This is a genomic window from Microbacterium oleivorans, from assembly GCF_023715745.1.
Classification (GTDB): Bacteria; Actinomycetota; Actinomycetes; order Actinomycetales; family Microbacteriaceae; genus Microbacterium; species Microbacterium oleivorans_D.
The window spans coordinates 169,316-186,701 of the sequence record NZ_JAMBOV010000004.1 but is presented as its reverse complement, the minus strand read 5'-3'; the positions used below and the strand labels follow the sequence as shown (position 1 = coordinate 186,701).

General features: G+C 69.8%; 13 protein-coding genes. 4 read left to right on the top strand and 9 right to left on the bottom strand.

Annotation, left to right across the window (positions count from 1 at the left end):
* Nucleotides 1-8: 8 nt before the first annotated feature.
* The 4 genes from rpoB to pxpA form a co-directional block, all read right to left on the bottom strand.
* Nucleotides 9-3,506, bottom strand: a complete 3,498-nt coding sequence (gene rpoB, locus M3190_RS11670; protein WP_251581738.1) for a DNA-directed RNA polymerase subunit beta — start codon at nucleotides 3,504-3,506, stop codon at nucleotides 9-11.
* 258 nt (nucleotides 3,507-3,764) lie between these two features.
* A complete protein-coding gene (locus M3190_RS11665) occupies nucleotides 3,765-4,370 on the bottom strand; it encodes a hypothetical protein (RefSeq protein WP_251581729.1) in 606 nt (201 codons plus the stop codon).
* Nucleotides 4,371-4,397: 27 nt separating this feature from the next.
* Complete coding sequence (locus M3190_RS11660; protein WP_251581727.1) at nucleotides 4,398-5,936, bottom strand: 5-oxoprolinase/urea amidolyase family protein; 1,539 nt, start codon at nucleotides 5,934-5,936, stop codon at nucleotides 4,398-4,400.
* On the bottom strand, nucleotides 5,930-6,685 hold the full coding sequence (gene pxpA / locus M3190_RS11655; RefSeq protein ID WP_251581725.1) for a 5-oxoprolinase subunit PxpA: 756 nt from the start codon (nucleotides 6,683-6,685) through the stop codon (nucleotides 5,930-5,932). Before pxpA ends, M3190_RS11660 begins: the two co-directional genes overlap by 7 nt.
* Nucleotides 6,686-6,815: 130 nt before the next feature.
* Between pxpA and M3190_RS11650 the strand changes: the two genes are divergently transcribed.
* Complete coding sequence (locus M3190_RS11650) at nucleotides 6,816-7,652, top strand: alpha/beta fold hydrolase (RefSeq protein WP_251581723.1); 837 nt, start codon at nucleotides 6,816-6,818, stop codon at nucleotides 7,650-7,652.
* Between the two features lie 86 nt (nucleotides 7,653-7,738).
* Here M3190_RS11650 and M3190_RS11645 read toward each other — a convergent pair whose 3' ends face one another.
* Genes M3190_RS11645 through M3190_RS11635 form a run of 3 tightly spaced genes read right to left on the bottom strand, consistent with a single transcriptional unit; the run spans nucleotide 7,739 to nucleotide 10,639 of the window.
* Nucleotides 7,739-8,686, bottom strand: coding sequence for a DNA-methyltransferase (locus M3190_RS11645; protein ID WP_251581721.1), 948 nt, complete (start codon nucleotides 8,684-8,686; stop codon nucleotides 7,739-7,741).
* Nucleotides 8,683-9,732 carry a lipoate--protein ligase family protein gene (locus M3190_RS11640; protein WP_251581719.1) on the bottom strand — a complete coding sequence of 350 codons (1,050 nt, stop codon included), beginning with the start codon at nucleotides 9,730-9,732 and terminating at the stop codon, nucleotides 8,683-8,685. The genes M3190_RS11645 and M3190_RS11640 overlap by 4 nt, the downstream gene beginning before the upstream one ends.
* A gap of 4 nt (nucleotides 9,733-9,736) precedes the next feature.
* Entirely contained in the window at nucleotides 9,737-10,639 is a 903-nt protein-coding gene (locus M3190_RS11635; protein ID WP_251581717.1) for an alpha/beta fold hydrolase, read from the bottom strand.
* 74 nt (nucleotides 10,640-10,713) lie between these two features.
* On the opposite strand from M3190_RS11635, the gene M3190_RS11630 reads away from it, so the two are divergent.
* A complete protein-coding gene (locus tag M3190_RS11630; protein WP_251581715.1) occupies nucleotides 10,714-11,160 on the top strand; it encodes a MarR family winged helix-turn-helix transcriptional regulator in 447 nt (148 codons plus the stop codon).
* A gap of 8 nt (nucleotides 11,161-11,168) precedes the next feature.
* Entirely contained in the window at nucleotides 11,169-12,497 is a 1,329-nt protein-coding gene (locus M3190_RS11625; protein ID WP_251581714.1) for an MFS transporter, read from the top strand.
* An 87-nt stretch (nucleotides 12,498-12,584) separates the two neighbouring features.
* Here the strand turns inward: M3190_RS11625 and M3190_RS11620 are convergent, their stop codons facing one another.
* Both M3190_RS11620 and M3190_RS11615 read right to left on the bottom strand, forming a co-directional pair.
* Nucleotides 12,585-14,996, bottom strand: coding sequence for a glycoside hydrolase family 2 TIM barrel-domain containing protein (locus M3190_RS11620; protein WP_251581713.1), 2,412 nt, complete (start codon nucleotides 14,994-14,996; stop codon nucleotides 12,585-12,587).
* A complete protein-coding gene (locus M3190_RS11615) occupies nucleotides 14,993-15,664 on the bottom strand; it encodes a TetR/AcrR family transcriptional regulator (protein WP_251581712.1) in 672 nt (223 codons plus the stop codon). Before M3190_RS11615 ends, M3190_RS11620 begins: the two co-directional genes overlap by 4 nt.
* Nucleotides 15,665-15,848: 184 nt before the next feature.
* Between M3190_RS11615 and M3190_RS11610 the strand changes: the two genes are divergently transcribed.
* On the top strand, nucleotides 15,849-17,381 hold the full coding sequence (locus M3190_RS11610) for an ABC transporter substrate-binding protein (RefSeq protein ID WP_251581711.1): 1,533 nt from the start codon (nucleotides 15,849-15,851) through the stop codon (nucleotides 17,379-17,381).
* Nucleotides 17,382-17,386: the final 5 nt, after the last annotated feature.

Genomic DNA, 17,386 nt, shown 5'->3' with positions numbered 1-17,386 from the left:
GGTGCGGGTCAGATCTCGTCGATCGACGTCGACTCGAACCGGGTGGAGATGTTGATGCCGAGCTCCTCCGCTGCGCGGAAGGCCTCGTCGTCACTGTCACGCAGGTTGACCTCGGTGCCGTCGGCCGAGAGGACCTCGACGTTCAGGCAGAGGGACTGCATCTCCTTCATGAGGACCTTGAACGACTCCGGGATGCCGGGCTCCTGGATGTTCTCGCCCTTGACGATGGCTTCGTAGACCTTGACGCGGCCCACGATGTCGTCGGACTTGATCGTCAGCAGCTCCTGCAGCGCGTAGGCGGCGCCGTAGGCCTCGAGCGCCCAGACCTCCATCTCACCGAAGCGCTGGCCACCGAACTGGGCCTTACCGCCGAGCGGCTGCTGGGTGATCATCGAGTAGGGACCCGTCGAGCGTGCGTGGATCTTGTCGTCGACAAGGTGGTGCAGCTTCAGGATGTACATGTAGCCGACCGAGATCGGAGCCGGGAAGGGCTCACCGGAACGGCCGTCGAACAGCTTCGCCTTGCCGGAGCTGTCGATGAGACGCTCTCCGTCACGGGTCAGGTTCGTGGAGTCGAGCAGACCTGCGATCTCCTCCTCGAACGCGCCGTCGAACACCGGGGTGGCGACCTTCGTGCCGGGAGCGGCCTCGCGAGCCTGCTCGGGGAGCTTCGCAGCCCACTCCGGCGACCCTTCGACCTTCCAGCCCTGCTTCGCGACCCAGCCGAGGTGGGTCTCGAGGACCTGACCGAAGTTCATTCGACCGGGGATGCCGAGCGGGTTCAGCACGACGTCGACCGGGGTGCCGTCGGCGAGGAAGGGCATGTCCTCGACGGGCAGGATCTTCGCGATGACACCCTTGTTGCCGTGACGGCCGGCGAGCTTGTCGCCCGCGGTGATCTTGCGCTTCTGGGCGATGTAGACCACGACACGGCGGTTGACGCCCGAGCCGAGCTCGTCGTCGCCGTCCTCGGCGTTGAACTCCTTGACGGCGATGATCGTGCCCTGCTCGCCGTGGGGCACCTTCAGCGAGGTGTCACGGACTTCGCGGCTCTTCTCGTTGAAGATCGCGCGGAGCAGTCGCTCCTCGGCCGACAGCTCGGTCTCACCCTTGGGCGTGACCTTGCCGACGAGGATGTCGCCGGGGCGCACCTCGGCACCGATGCGGATGATGCCGCGCTCGTCGAGGTCCTTCAGCAGGTCGGGGCTGACGTTGGGGAGGTCACGGGTGATCTCCTCCTTGCCGAGCTTGGTGTCGCGCGCGTCGACCTCGTACTCCTCGATGTGGATCGAGGAGAGGGTGTCGTTCTTGACGAGCTCCTGGCTGAGGATGATGGCGTCCTCGAAGTTGTGACCCTCCCACGTCATGAACGCGACGAGGAGGTTCTTCCCGAGCGCGAGCTCGCCGTCCTCGGTGGCGGGGCCGTCCGCGATGACCTCGCCGACCTCGACGCGGTCGCCGGCCGAGACCACGACACGCTGGTTGTACGAGGTGCCCTGGTTGGAGCGGTCGAACTTGCGCAGGAAGTAGTCCTGCGTGCCACCCTCGTCGAGCTGCACGGTGACGACGTCGGCCGAGACCTCGGAGACGACACCGGCCTTCTCGGCGGTGATGACGTCACCCGCGTCGATGGCGGCGTAGCCCTCCATACCGGTGCCGACGATCGGCGACTCGCTGCGCAGCAGCGGGACGGCCTGACGCTGCATGTTCGCACCCATGAGGGCGCGGTTCGCGTCGTCGTGCTCGAGGAAGGGGATGAGCGAGGTCGCGACCGACACCATCTGTCGCGGCGAGACATCCATGTAGCCGATCTCGTCGACCGGGAACAGGTCGACCTCGCCACCCTGACCGCGGCGGGCGAGGATGCGGTCGTTGACGAAGGTGCCGTCGGCGTTGAGCTCGACACCGGCCTGTGCGACGACGTAGTCGGCCTCTTCCGCGGCCGTCAGGTAGTCGATCTGGTCGGTGACCTTGTTGCCCACGACGCGGCGGTATGGCGTCTCGATGAAGCCGAACGCGTTGATGCGCGCGAACGAGGCGAGCGAACCGATGAGACCGATGTTCGGGCCTTCCGGCGTCTCGATCGGGCACATGCGGCCGTAGTGCGAGGGGTGGACGTCGCGGACCTCGACGCCGGCACGCTCACGCGAGAGACCACCGGGGCCGAGCGCCGAGAGGCGGCGCTTGTGGGTCAGACCCGCGAGCGGGTTGTTCTGGTCCATGAACTGCGACAGCTGCGACGTTCCGAAGAACTCCTTGATCGCGGCCACGACGGGGCGGACGTTGATCAGGGTCTGCGGCGTGATCGCCTCGATGTCCTGAGTGGTCATGCGCTCGCGGACGACGCGCTCCATGCGGGACAGACCGGTGCGGACCTGGTTCTGGATGAGCTCGCCGACGGCACGGATGCGACGGTTGCCGAAGTTGTCGATGTCATCGACGTCCAGGCGGATCTCGGCGGCCTTGCCGCTGCGGACGCCGTCGTAGCTGACGTCGCCACGGTGCAGGCGGACGAGGTACTTGATCGTCGCGACGATGTCCTCGACGGTCAGGACCGAGTCGCTGAGCGGCTTGTCGATGCCGAGCTTCTGGTTGATCTTGTAGCGACCCACCTTGGCCAGGTCGTAGCGCTTCGGGTTGAAGTAGAAGTTGTCCAGCAGCGCGCGGGCGGCCTCGGCGGCGACCTGCTCGCCCGGACGGAGCTTGCGGTAGATGTCGCGGAGCGCGTCCTCCTTGGTGAGGATCGTGTCCTTCTCGAGGGTCTCCTCGATCGAGCTGAAGCCCGCGAACTCCTGCATGATGTCCTCGCTCGACAGGCCGAGGGCCTTGAGGAAGACGGTGACGGACTGCTTGCGCTTGCGGTCGATGCGCACGCCCACCTGGTCGCGCTTGTCGATCTCGAACTCGAGCCACGCACCACGGCTGGGGATGACGCGCGCCGAGACGATGTCCTTGTCGGAGGTCTTGTCGGGCGTCTTGTCGAAGTAGACACCGGGCGAGCGCACGAGCTGCGAGACGACGACGCGCTCGGTGCCGTTGATGATGAACGTGCCCTTGGCGGTCTGGAGCGGGAAGTCGCCCATGAAGACCGTCTGCGTCTTGATCTCACCCGTGAGGTGGTTCATGAACTCGGCCTCGACGTAGAGCGGGGCGGCGTAGGTCTTGCCGCGCTCCTTGCACTCCTCGATGGAGTACTTCTCGGGCTCGAGGTAGGGGTTCGTGAACGAGAGCTGCATCGTCTCGCCCAGGTCCTCGATCGGCGAGATCTCCTCGAAGATCTCCTCGAGGCCGCTGATCTCGGGCACATCGGTGCGGCCGGCGGCCTGCGCCTCGGCGACACGCGCCTTCCATGCCTCGTTGCCGACGAGCCAGTCGAACGACTCGGTCTGCAGCGCGAGAAGGTCGGGGACCGTCAGCGTGTCGGAGATCTTGGCGAACGAGAGGCGGGATGCCCCGCGGCCGTTCTTGGTGGTGGTGGTGGAAGTTGCGTTGCGCGCAGCAGCCAAGGGAATTACCTCCGTGAGCCCGGGGAGGGCTGGTTTTCCTTGTCGTCAGGTGGAGTACTCCCGCATCCGACACCTGCGGCGCGCGCCGACGGGGACCGTCGGGGGCGCAGGCACAAGCCGACCACCATATGAGGGCAAGTAGAGGGGAGCGCAACTACCCACTATAGGACGCACGACGCGCCGTGTCCAGTCGGATCGTTGACGACTTTCGGATGCTGCGGTATAACCCAGGCGGTCAGGCTCCCTGCGCCGCAGCACTCACGTCCACTGCCAGGTCACGAGGACCGACAGCGCGAGCGCGTCGCGGTCCTCCTGCGACACCTCGACACTCGACGAGAACGTGACGATGTAGGTCTGCCCCGCATCGACGAGGTAGTACTGGTCGATGACGTAGGGGACCTCGCCCGTCGACACGGTCGCGGTCAGGTGCGCCGACTCCGACCCTGCGGCGGTCACCCGATCGAGCGCCCGCGCGTCGGTCGCTCCGGCGCCCTCGAGCTCGGCGATCCCGCTCTCCTCGACCTGGTCCGAGGTCACCTCGCCACCGGGCGAGACGAGGATGTTGACGTTGTCGGGGTAGTCGTCCCCGTCGGTGAGGTCGGCGGCGAAAGTCGTCGGATCGAACCCGTCCGGCGCGCCGTCGGGGAATCCCCACCCCTCGGGCAGACGGAAGGTGTACTCGTCGGTCGCGACCTCGGTCCCGGTCGCGGGGGCGAATTCCACGGCATCCGTCTCCGGCGGCGCGACCGACTCCGACTCGGCGGGCGGTGCGGACTCGGGCGTGCACCCGCTCAGTCCCAGCATCGACGCTCCGCTCAGTGCGGCGACGAGCGCGAGGGCGGCGGAGGCGCGGCGGAAGAACATGGGGCCGACCCTACGCGTCGGCGACGATCACAGCCGAGGGCTTGCGCTCCGCAGTCGGAGATGCGATCCAGGGCGCGCCTGCGCCAGCGCCGCGCGCCCGGCCGCCGTCACGACACCGATCACGGGGTACCCGCCCGTCACCGGTCCGTCGGGTCCGAGGATCACCGGCAGACCGTCGGGCGGCACCTGGACGGCGCCCGGCAGCATGCCCTCGCTCGGGAGCTCCCGGCCGGCGGCATCCCGTGTCCGTTCGAGCGGGGGTCCGTCAAGTCGGATGCCGACGCGGTCCGCGCGGGCTCCCACGACCCATCCCGTCTCGAGGAACGCACGTCGAGCCGCCGGCAGGAACCAGTCCGCACGCGGACCCGCGGCCACGGGGACGTCCAGGACGTCGGGCGGCGGGGTCCACGGCCACAGGTCGACGGGTGGGACCGGATGCCGCGCGGCATCCGCCGTCGCGATCTCGTCACCCGTGCGCAACGGCCGGGGACCGAGACCGGAGAGGGTGTCGGCGGCGATCGACCCGAGCACCCCGCGGCCCGCGAGTCCGCCGCGGACGGCGAGCACGGCGCGGACGCCGGCGCGGAACGTGCCGAGCGCGAGTTCTGCACCGGCGGGCCAGAGCACCGGCCGGTAGGGGTCGACCTCGCGACCCGCCACGTGGACGCTCCCCCACGCTCCGGTGACCGCGATCCACACGTCGCGGAGGGCCGTCGCGCGGAATCCGCCCAGGGTGACCTCGACGGCGGCGGCGCCCGGCGCATTGCCGACGAGCCGGTTCGCCGCGGCCAGGGCCCGGCGGTCGGCGGCGCCCGAGAGCGACACACCCTCGGCGAGCGCGCCGGGACGACCGGCATCCTGCACCGTCGCGAGCGGACCCGGATCCAGGACCATCGCGGCCGGCCGGCCGACCGGGGCGGCGCGGGGCGGGGTGACCCCGGGGTGGACGGCGTCCACGAGCCGGAAGCGCACGCGGGTCCCGGGGCGCAGCAGCGCGGGTCGCTCGGCGTGCGGGTCGAACAGCGGCGCGCCGGTCGTGCCGATGAGTTGCCAGCCGCCCGGGGTCTCGCGCGGGTAGGCGCCGGCGAACTCCCCCGCCAGCGCGACGGCGCCCCGCGGCACCCGCGTGCGGGGTGTCGCCCGGCGGGGGACGTCGAACCGCCAGTCCTCGCTCACGAGGTACCCGAATCCCGGAGCGAAGCCCGTGAAGGCGACGGTCCAGCGCGCGGCGAGGTGCCGGGCGATGAGCTCTTCGCGCGCCACCCCGAGGGCGGCTGCCGTCTCATCGAGGTCCGGGCCGTCGTAGACGACGGGGATCTCGACCTCGTCGGTCGCCGTGTCCCGCGCCGGGCGGCCCGCGGCATCCACGCCTTCCATCCACGCGCGTGCGGCGGCGAGCGGGAGGACGGCCGGGTCGAGGTGGACCAGCACCGTGCGGGCGGCCGGGACGAGATCCAGGACGCCGCTGGGTCGGGAGCGCATCAGGGCGTCGTGGACCTCGAGCACGTCGGCGAGGGCGTCGACCTCGGCGAGCAGCGCGCTGTCACCGAAGGGGCGGATCACCACGGCGCGCGCACCTCGACCCCCGCCGCATCGAGCGCCGCCCGCACGGCACGCGCCATCGCGGCCGAACCGGGGGTGTCCCCATGCAGGCAGAGGGATGCTGCGTCGACCGCAATGCTCGAGCCGTCGATCGCGACCACACCGCCGCCCGTCGCGAGCGTCACGGCGCGGGCGGCGACGACCTCGGCGTCGTGCAGGAGCGCGCCCTGCTCGGTGCGCGGTACGAGGGAGCCGGAGGCCAGGTAGCCGCGGTCGAGGAAGGCTTCGACGAAGAACGGGATGCCGCGGCTCCCGGCGGCCTCGGTGATCGCCCCCGGCATCCCGAGCATCGGCAGCGTGCGCCCGAGGTCCGCGGCGACGTCCGCAACGGCCGCGGCGACGGCGCCCGCCGCCCCGGGTTCGGCGGAGACCGCGTGGTAGAGCGCCCCGTGTGGCTTGACATAGCGCAGGTCGGCACCGAGCCCCGCCAGGGCGGCGATCTGGTCCCGCACCTGGGTGCGGAGGATCGCCGGCGGGACGGCGAGCGCCACCCGCCCGAACCCGGCACGGTCGACGAAAGAGGGGTGCGCCCCGACCGCGACACCCTGCTCGGCCGCGCGGCGGACGGCGTCCGTCATCGACGGGATGTCGCCGGCGTGGCCGCCGCACGCGACGGACGCACTCGAGACCACGGCGAACATCGCCTCGTCGTCGGCGGTCGGGACGCCGTCGACGGTCTCACCGAGGTCCGCGTTGAGGTCGATCGCCGCCATGAGGCAACGGTACCGGCGTCGTTCCATGAACAGCCGGCGAAGGATCCGTCAAGCGCTGGTCGCGCCCGCACGGGGAAACATAGCGTCGGGATGTCGCCGGACGACCGTTCCGGCGGGAAGGAGCGCCGTCGTGGCGTACATCACCGTAGGGACCGAGAACTCGGTCGACGTCGAAATCTTCTACACGGACCAGGGGTCGGGCCAGCCCGTCGTGCTGATCCACGGATTCCCTCTGAACGGCGAGTCATGGGCCAAGCAGCAGGCCGCGCTGCTCGAGGCCGGCTACCGCGTCATCGCGTACGACCGGCGCGGATTCGGGGCGTCGACCAAGACCGCGTCGGGTTCGGACTACGACACGTTCGCCGCCGACCTGCACGCCCTCATCGAAGAGCTGGAACTGACCGATGCCGTCCTCATCGGGTTCTCGATGGGCACGGGAGAGATCGCCCGGTACCTGTCGCGCTACGGCGCGGACCGCATCGCGAAGGTCGCTTTCCTCGGCTCGCTCGAGCCCTGGCTTCTCAAGACCGACGAGAACCCCGACGGCGCCGGCGACCAGGCGTTCTTCGACGGCACGGCGGCCGCTGTCGCCGAGGACCGCTACGCGTTCCTGACCGGGTTCTTCAAGGACTTCTACAACCTCGACGACTACCTCGGGAACCGCGTCTCGCAGGAGGCGCTCGACGCGTCGGTCGCCGTCGCCAACCAGGCCGGCAACGCCGCCATCGCCGCCGCGCCGCTGACCTGGGCGACGGACTTCCGCGCCGACATCCCGGCTGTGACCGTGCCGGCGCTCATCCTTCACGGCACCGCGGACAACATCCTCCCGATCGACGCCACCGCGCGGAAGTTCCGTGAGCTCCTCCCCGAGGCGACCTACGTCGAGATCGACGGCGCGCCGCACGGCCTCCTCTGGACGCACGGCGCTGAGGTGAACGAGGCACTGCTGGACTTCCTGCGCAGCTGAGCCCTCCTCGAGAGACGGCGTCCGGATCCGACACGCGCGCGTGTCATCCGGACGCCGTTTCTCGATCCGGTGGTGGATGCGGAACGTCAGCCGACGACGACGGCCTCGGGCATGCGCGCCCGCATGACCGCGAGCGCGTCGGCACTGTGGTCGACGAGGACCGCGTCGCGCCCGAGCGCGTCGGCCACGGCGCCGGTGGTCCCGGAGCCGGCGAAGAGGTCCAGGACGCGGTCGCCGGGACGGCTGGACGCCTGCACGATACGTCGCAGGATGCCCTCGGGCTTCTGCGTCGGGTAGCCGGTCTTCTCCCGTCCGGACGTGGGGACGATCGTGTGCCACCAGACATCCGTCGGCAGTTTGCCGCGCGCCGCCTTCTCGGGGGTCACGAGCCCCGGCGCCATGTAGGGCTCCCGGTCCACGGCATCCGAGTCGAAGAAGTAGGCCGACGGGTCCTTCACGTACACGAGGATCGTGTCGTGCTTGCTCGGCCAGCGCTTGCGGGACTTCGCGCCGTAGTCGTACGCCCAGATGAGTTCGTTGAGGAAGCAGTCGCGGCCGAACACGGCGTCGAGCATGACCTTCGCGTAGTGCGCCTCGCGGTAGTCGAGGTGCAGGTAGAGCGTGCCGTCGTCCGTGAGCAGTCGCCACGCCTCGCGCAGCCGCGGCTCGAGGAAGCCCCAGTAGTCGTCGAAGCGGTCGTCGTAGAGCTTCAGCGCGCCGCGCGTGCGGGCGTAGGAGGTGCCCCGGAAGCCGCCCTTGACCGGGCCCGTCGGCGGCCGCGGGGCATCGGGGTCGGGGACGAGGTGTTCCGCCCTCAGCCCATCCGAGGATGCGTCGGCTGCGGTCTCCCGGGAACCCGCGGATGTAGGCGCGCGGTCCTCCGCTGCGGACTGAATGCGGAGCGCGGACTCGATCGCACGCTCCTGCGTGCGGCCGGTGTTGAACGGCGGGTCGAGATAGACGAGCGTGAACGAGGAGTCCGGCAGGCGCCGGGCGACCTCGAGATTGTCGCCGAGGTGGATCTCGACGGTCACGGGACGCGGCGCAGCCAGGCGTCCGTCGAGAACTTCGACTCGACGAGCGCCTCGGCCTCGGCGTACTCCTCCTCGGAGATCGAGCCCGGCTTCGCGCCGTACAGCGACGTGAAGGTCTCCTTGAAGCGCTCGATGATCTCGGCGCGCGGCAGACCCGTCTGGCTGCGGAGCGGGTCGACGCGCTTCGCCGCCGACGCCGTCCCCTTATCCGAGAGCTTCTCGCGCCCGATGCGCAGCACCTCGGTCAGCACCTGGCCGTCCATGTCGTAGCTGAGGGTCGCGTGGTGGAGCACTCCCCCGTTGGCGAGGCGCTTCTGCGCGGCGCCGCCGATCTTGCCCTTCGACGACGCGATGTCGTTGAGCGGCTGGTATGTGGCGTCGATCCCGAGGGAGCGCAGCGCGTGCAGCACCCAGTCGTCGAGGAACGCGTAGGAGTCCGCGAAGGTGAGACCCGCGACGAGGGATGCCGGGACGTAGAGCGAGTACGTGACGATCGACCCGGCGGCCATGAGCATCGCGCCGCCGCCGGAGATGCGGCGGACGACCTGGAAGCCGTGCTTCGCGGCCCCCTCAGGGTCGACCTCGTTGCGCAGCGACTGGAACGAGCCGATGACGACGGCGGACTCGTCCCACTCCCAGATGCGGAGGGTCGGCGTCCGGCGGCCGTCGCCCACCCGCGTCGTGAGCACCTCGTCGAGAGCGAGGTTCATCGCCGGCGACACCGCCTTCTCGTGGACGATCTCCCACTCGAACTGGTTCCAGCCCGGCGCCACGATGAGCGCACGGCGGACGGCGGTCGCGACCGACTCGGGGGTGAAGCCGAGCAGCTGCGCGCCCTCGGGGAGCGCACCGCGCACCGCGGCGGCGATCGTCGCGACATCGGCCTCGGCCGGAAGCCCGGTGACGGCCGCGTCGATGTCGGCGAGGGCGTCGTCGGGCTCGAGGAAGAAATCACCCGCCAGGTGGAAGTCCGCGATGCGGCCGTCGGCCACCTCGAGGTCGACCACGACCAGCTTGCCGCCAGGAACCTTGTACTCGCCGTGCATGCGCCTATTCTCCCGTGTCCGCAGCGGGCGTGGTCGCGTCACCGGGGACGGATGCCGCGTCGCGCCGTGCGATGCGCGCATCGAGCCACGCGAGCAGATCGGCGCGCACCTCGGCTGCGCAGTGCTCGTTGAAGATCTCGTGGCGCGCGTCGGGGTAGACGAGGGTCGTCACATCCGTCAGTCCCGACCGGGTGCGGTAGGCGTCGGCGAGTCGGTGGACACTGCGCGGGCCGCCGACCGGATCGTCCCGCCCGACCATCAGGAGGACGGGGACGTCCACGCCGAGGTCGCGCTTCGGCTTGCCGATCAGCCGCACCGTGTCGGCAGGCCCGAACAGCGTAGGCAGCGGAGTCACGGTCGTCAGCGGGTCGTCGAGGAAGGCGCGGCCGACCGCGGCATCCGTCGAGAGCCACTCGACGCCCGTCGCGTCGGCCCCTGCCCACCGCTTGTTCAGCGGCGCGGCGTTGAGGGCGCCCGGCCAGAGCAGCGACGACCCGGAGAGCACCACGGCGTCGTAGGCGCGCGGGTCGGCGTTCACGAGCTTCTGCGCGAGGAACGACCCCCAGGAGTGGCCGAGGAGGACCAGCGGCAGATCGGGATGGCGCCCGCGGATCAGCTCGGTGAACTGCCGGCAGGCCGCGATCGCGGCGCGCAGTCCGCCGGGGCCGAGTCGGCCGAGGCGGGTCGCGTCGCCACCGTGCTGCCGCATGCCGGTACGGCCGTGTCCGCGGTGGTCGTCGGCGTAGACCGTGAAGCCGTCGGCAGTGAGAGCGGAGATGAGGTCGCCGTAGCGTCCGGCGTGCTCGCCGACCCCATGGAGAAGCTGGACGACGCCGCGGGGGGTCCCCTCGGCGGTGTGCACGTCGTAGACGATCGCGATGCCGTGTGCATCGATGAACTCGGGCATGGCTCGAATCCTAGAGCCGCACAGGCATAACGCTCCGAGCCGTTAGCCAGACTAATGAGCTATGCTAAAGAAACATGAGCGACGCGACCGGTGACCAGCCCCAGGACCTCGCTCACGCGGCATCCGACTTCCGGATGGTCACCTTCCGGCTCGCGCGGCGCCTGCGGTCGCAGCGGGCCGTCGACACGATGAGCGACGGCCAGTTCGCGGTGCTCGCGGCGCTGAAGGTGCACGGCCCGCACACGCTCGGCGAACTCGCGGAGAGGGAGCGGGTCTCCGCCCCCTCGATGAACCGCACGGTCAACTGCCTGGAAGAGCTCGGCTACCTGAGCCGCACCCCCGACGAGAACGATCGGCGCAAGGTGGTCATCGACCTGACCGAGAGCGGGCGCGAGGTCGTCCTGGAGACGGTCCGCCGACGCGATTCCTGGCTCGAGCACGCCTTCGAAGCTCTCACCGCCACCCAGCGCGCGACCCTCGCCGAGGCCGCCGCGATCATGCAGGAGGTGGCCGAGCGATGAGTTCCGCGATGTTCCGCTCCTTCTCCGTCTTCAACTACCGCGTGTGGTTCATCGGCGCACTCGTCTCGAACGTCGGCGCGTGGATGCAGGCAACCGCCCTCAGCTGGGTCGTCCTGACACAGCTGACCGACAACGACGCCACCGCGATGGGCGTGACGATGGCGCTGCAGTTCGCGCCTCCCCTGCTGCTCGTCGGCGTGACCGGGCTCGTGGCCGACCGATTCGACCGGCGCAAGCTGCTCTTCTTCACCCAGGGCTCGCTCATGGTCCTCGGGCTCACGATCGGCGTGCTGCTGCTGCTCGGCGCCATGGATCTGTGGACGATGTACGCCTTCGCGTTCGCGCTCGGTGTCGTCGCCGCCTTCGACAACCCGACCCGGCAGGCGTTCGTCTCCGACCTCGTCGCGCGCGAGAACGCCTCGAACGCGGTCGCACTGAACGCGGCTTCCTTCAACACGGCCCGCATGATCGGCCCCGCCGTCGCCGGCCTCGTGATCGTCGCCGTCGGGACGGGATGGGTGTTCCTCGTCAACGCACTGACGTTCCTGGCGATGCTGGTCGCGCTCATCCTCATCCGGCCCGCCGAACTGGTGCCGCGGCCGAAGCTGCGCAGCGCCGCGCGGATGGCCGACGGGCTGCGCTACGTGGGCAGCCGCCCCGACCTCGTCGTCACCTTCATCATGGTGTTCCTCCTCGGCGCGTTCGGGATGAACTTCCCCATCCTCGCCTCGACCATGGCGCTCGAATTCGGCCAGAACGCAGACGGCTACGGTGTGCTGAGCTCGATCCTCGCGATCGGGTCGCTCGCGGGCGCCCTGCTCGCAGCCCGCCGCGACCGCGCCCGGCTGCGGCTCGTGATCCTCGGACTAGGGCTGTTCGCGATCGCCTCCGTGCTCTCGGCCGCGATGCCGGTCTACATCGCCTACGCCGCGACCCTGATGCTCATCGGCTTCTCGACCGTCACGACCCTCACGACCGCAAACGGCTACGTGCAGACGACGACCGAGCCGGCCCTGCGGGGACGCGTGCTCGCGCTGTACATGGCGATCCTCATGGGCGGCACGCCCTTCGGCGCGCCGATCGTCGGCTGGGTGGCCGACGCGTTCGGTCCGCGCGCCGCGATCCTGCTCGGCGCCGCGGCGGCCCTCATCGCGTTCTGCGTCGGCGGCGGGTGGCTGCTGTTCTCGGGACGCCTGCACCGCCACGAGACGCGCCGCTTCGCGATGACGATCGACGAGACCCGCCCGATCAGCGTGGTGGCGCCCGAGGAGTTCAGCGACGAGGTCGCGGCGACGACGCCGATCCGGCTGCCCGAGGGCGAGACGCGGCGCAGCTGAGGCGGCTCCGGGAACGGGATGTGCCGCGGCTCACGCGCTCGAGCGACAGGTGGCGACCCGTGAGGGACCGGGATGCCGGGGGCCGGCTCAGCCGCCGACGACGGTCGCGTTCGCCTCGGCGTACCCCGCCGCGGACGCGGTGACGACGATCTCGCCGGGACCGTCGACACGGACGACGGCGAGCAGTCTGCCGTCGTAGGTCGTGTAGGCGTCGTCGCCGAAAGTCTCCTCCGTGCGGGCGCGGCCCGAGCCCAGACCAGCCAGTGCCCCCGGACCCGAGACAGAGACCTCGACACGCACGTCGCGGTCGGCGACGGCGATGCCGTCGTCGTCCGCGAGGGTGATCGCGACGAACGCGAGCCCGCCGACCGCGACCCCGTCGCGTTCGGCGTGCGCCTGCAGGCGAGGGGTGCCGGCCGTGCGCAGGACGTGGCGACCGGTCTCGTGGCCGTCGCGCCGCGCGACGGCGACGAGCTCGCCGGTGCGGAACGCGGTCTCGAAGCGCGCGACGAACGCCTTCTCGGCGCCCACCGGCCCGGTCCCGAGGCTCTCGCCGTCGAGGAGCAGTTCGACCTCGTCGGCAGCCGCGTAGACGTCGACGGTCACGGGCGCACCGGGTGCGGCATCCCAGCTCCATGTGGACACGGTGTCGGTCCACGACCACGGCGTCGTCCCGGTCGGCCGGCCATGGTGCTGCGGGCGATGGACGGCGATGTACGGGACGGTTCGCCGTCCGAACACGATCTCGCGGTAGTACGAGATCGTCCGCCGGTACCCAGTGATGTCCAGGTCGCCCGATTCGGCGAGCCGGTACGGATAGGGGCCGGCGGTGCCGGTGTCGACGTAGCCGGGCTCGTCGGTGTAGTCGACGCGGCCGATGCCGGCCTCGCCGAGGTAGTCCCAGCCCGTCCAGGTGAAGTCACCGATCACATGCGGCAGCTCCTCGACGAGCCCCCACATCACATCGATGCGCGCCGGGAAGGTCTCGGAGCCGACGATGACGCGGTTCGGGTGGTCGACGGCATCCTGCCGGTACCGGGAGTCGGCGTAGTTGAACCCGACGACGTCGAGCACCGCGGCCGACTCCTCGATGGAGGCGCTCACGAGCGGCGAGGCGTTCATGAGCCCCATCTGGTCGCCCATGTTCGCCATCATCGTGTTGGCGTCCTCGACCTGCTCTCGGGCCTCGGCCATGCGCGGCAGGTTGGCGATGATCCCGTTGATCCCGTTCGTGACGAACCGCGTCGGATCCGCGGCGCGCACGGCCTCGGCGAGCCGGCGACTCCACGTCGACCCGATCGGGGTGCCGAGCTCGAGGATCTCATTCCCGATGGAGTACATGATCACGCTCGGGTGGTTGCGGTCCTTCTCGACCAGCGAGCGGATGTCGCGCTCCCACCGCTCCGGGAACGTGATCGTGGCGTCGAAGGGCGCCTTCGCCCGTGTCCACGCGTCGGCCAGCTCGTCCATGACGAGCACGCCGTACCGGTCGCACGCGTCGAGCATCGCGCGGCTCATCGGGTTGTGCGCACTGCGCAGCGCGTTGAACCCGGCCTCCCTCAGCAGGCGGACCCGTCGATCCTCGGCGTCGTCGGAGGTCGCCGCACCGAGCACGCCGTTGTCGTGATGCACGCACGCGCCGCGCAGCTTCACCGGCTGCCCGTTGATGCGCAGACCGCGCGCCGGGTCCACCTGCAGGGTCCGGATGCCGAAGGTCGTCGACTCCTCATCGAGCACCGCACCGGCGGCATCCGTCACGGTCGTCCGCACCGTGTACAGATGGGGGTGATCGGGGTGCCAGCGTTGCGGCGAGGTCACGAACAGACGCGCGCGGGCCACGGCATCCGTCTGCGCCAGCACCGTCGCAGGAGAGGTCCCGGTCGCGACCGTGGATCCGTCGTGAGCGGTGATCGTCCAGTCCACGCGCGTCTCGCGCGTGTGCCGCGCAGCGTTGCGGACGGTGACCGCGACCTCGACGACGGCACGCTCGTCGTCGACGTCGGGCGTCGTGACGACCACGCCGTGGGTCGGGATGTGGACCGGATCGGCGACGACGAGGTGGACGGGACGGTAGATCCCGGCGCCGCTGTACCAGCGACTGTCGCGGTGCGCACGGGCTTCGACCGTGAGCCGGTTCGTCTCGCCGAAGCGGAGGTACGGGTCGAGCTCGGCGGTGAATCCGGCGTAGCCCTTCGCCTCGTGGGTGATCACCTCGCCGTTCAGAAACACGACCGCGTCGCGGTAGACGCCTTCGAACTCGAGCCGGACGGTCTTCTCCCGCCAGGCCTCGGGAACCTCCAGCTCGCGCGCGTACTCGAACGCCCCACCAGGGGTGTATCCGGAGTGGACGCCCTGCACCTCGTCGGCCGAGCGGGGCAGATCGCGCAGCGCGTCATGCGGCAGGACGACCGGCACGGGTCCGCGACCGTCGGCGGGCGACTCGAACGGGCCGAGTTTGGGACCGGCGGTCCAGCCGTCGTGGAGAAGTGTGCGGGTCACGACGCGGTCTCGTCGACGGCGACCTCCGCTGGGACGTCGACGTCCCAGTCGATGTCGGCGAAGGTCCTCAGAAGGGCGCGGAGCTCCTCGGCCATGTCGACGACCGACCGGTCCAGCAACCACTGCACCTGCAGTCCGTCCATGAGGGCGATGATGGTCACCGCACCGCGGTGGGGAGTCATTCCGTGACGCAGTCTGCCCTCCGCCTCGAGCCCGGTGAGTGCCCGTTCGATCGTCGATCGCGTGAAGTCGTAGCGACGGACGAAGTACGCGTGCGCCGGATGATCGGGCGCCGTCGCCTCGGCGGACAGCGTGGCGAACAGCTCCACCACGCCGGGGATCGAGGTGTTGATGGAAGCCAGCTCCACGAGCCCGCGCAGCACCGCGGCGCCATTCTCCGAGTTCGTGGGCACGACGGCCCGAGCGCGTTCGTCGCGCTCCTCCAGCACCGCCTCGAGCAGCGCGCTCTTGTTGCGGAAGTGGTGGAGCAGACCCGCTTCGCTCATGCCCACGCGCAGCGCGATCTCGCGCAGCGACCCGGCCCGGTAGCCGGAGCCCGAGAACACCTCGAGCGCCGCGTCCAGGATCGCCTGACGTGTCGCCTCGGTCTTGGCGTAGGTGCCGCGACGGCGTCCCGGTGCCGTCGCCGTGGTGTCCGTGTTCGTCATCACCGTCATTCTCTCCGGCCGCCCCCATCGGTGGCCGTCGCGGCCCAGTCTGCACGGTTCGATAACGAAAACCTAGCGATGACTAGATTTTTGTTTTGAAAACCTAGTCCTCACTCGGATTTGCTGCTAGCGTCCGTCGGCAGAGCGATCCGCAGGGGTATCGCCACCCGAAATGAGGACAAAGATGTTCCGATGGAAGGCCACAGCAGCCGTCGCCGTCGTCGCAGCACTCGCACTGACCGGATGCGCCGGTGGCGGGGAGACGACGAACTCCAGCGGGGAGGGTGGGAAGGCTGACCGCCTGACCCTCATCTCCATCGCCGCTCCGACGAGCTACGACATCGGCGCCGGCGCCGAGTGGGGAAACCGCAGCGAGTTCTTCGAGGCGGTCTTCGACACGCTGCTGCGCAAGGACTCGTCGGGCGAGATCCAGCCCAACCTCGCCACGGAGTGGGAGTACAACGAGGACAAGACCGTCCTGACCCTCACGCTGCGCGACGACGCCACATTCACCGACGGCACCGCCGTCGACGCGGAGGCGGTCGTCGGCAGCCTCGAGCGCTTCCGCGACGGCACCTCGCCGCAGGCGGCCACGCTCGCCGGCAAGGAGTTCGCCGCCGTCGACGCGACCACCGTCACCATCACTCAGGACGCGCCCGACCCGTCGCTCGAGAACCTCCTCTCGATCGCTCCCGGCCTCGTCCAGGCTCCCTCGAGCTTCGACGACGAGAACTCCGCGACCACTCCGGTCGGCTCGGGCCCGTACATCCTCGACAGCGCGTCGAGCGTCACCGGCACCACGTACAACTACACGGCGAACCCCGACTACTGGAACAAGGACGCCGTCAAGTACGAGAACCTCACCATCAACGTGATGGAGGACGTCACCGCGACCCTCAACGCCATCAAGGCGGGCGAGGCGAACGGCGCGAAGATCGCCGACAACAACACCATCGCCGAGGTCGAGGGCGCCGGCTGGACGATCGAGTCGAACGAGCTCGACTTCCAGGGTCTGCTCCTGCTCGACCGTGCCGGCACGATGGCGCCCGAGCTCGCCGACGTCAAGGTGCGCCAGGCGATCAACATGGCCTTCGACCGCGAAGCTCTGCTGCAGTCGCTGCAGAGCGGCTACGGCACCGTGACCGAACAGGTCTTCCCGGCGACGAGCGAGGCCTACGACGAGACCCTCGACAGCACGTACCCGTACGACCCGGATGCCGCCAAGGCGCTGCTCTCCGAGGCGGGCTACCCGAACGGGTTCACGCTGAACATGATGTCGACGCCGGCCTTCCAGACCACGTTCGACCTCGTCGCCCAGCAGCTCGCCGACATCGGGATCACGGTGAACTACACCGACCCCGGAACGGGCAACTTCATCACCGACATGCTCGCGCCGAAGTACCCGGCGACGTGGATGGCGCTGGAGCAGAACCCCGACTGGCAGCTCATCAACTTCATGATCGCGCCGAACGCCACGTTCAACCCGTTCAAGTACCAGGACGACACCGTCGACGGCTACATCTCGACGATCCAGAACGGGACCGAGGACGAGGCGACCGCCGCCGTCAAGGATCTGAACAAGTACATCGTCGACCAGGCCTGGTTCGCCCCGTTCTTCCGGGTGCAGGGCACGTTCGCGACGGACGCGAACACGAACCTCGAGTTCTGGCCGACCAACGCCTACCCGTCGATCTTCGACTTCTCGCCGAAGAACTGATCGAT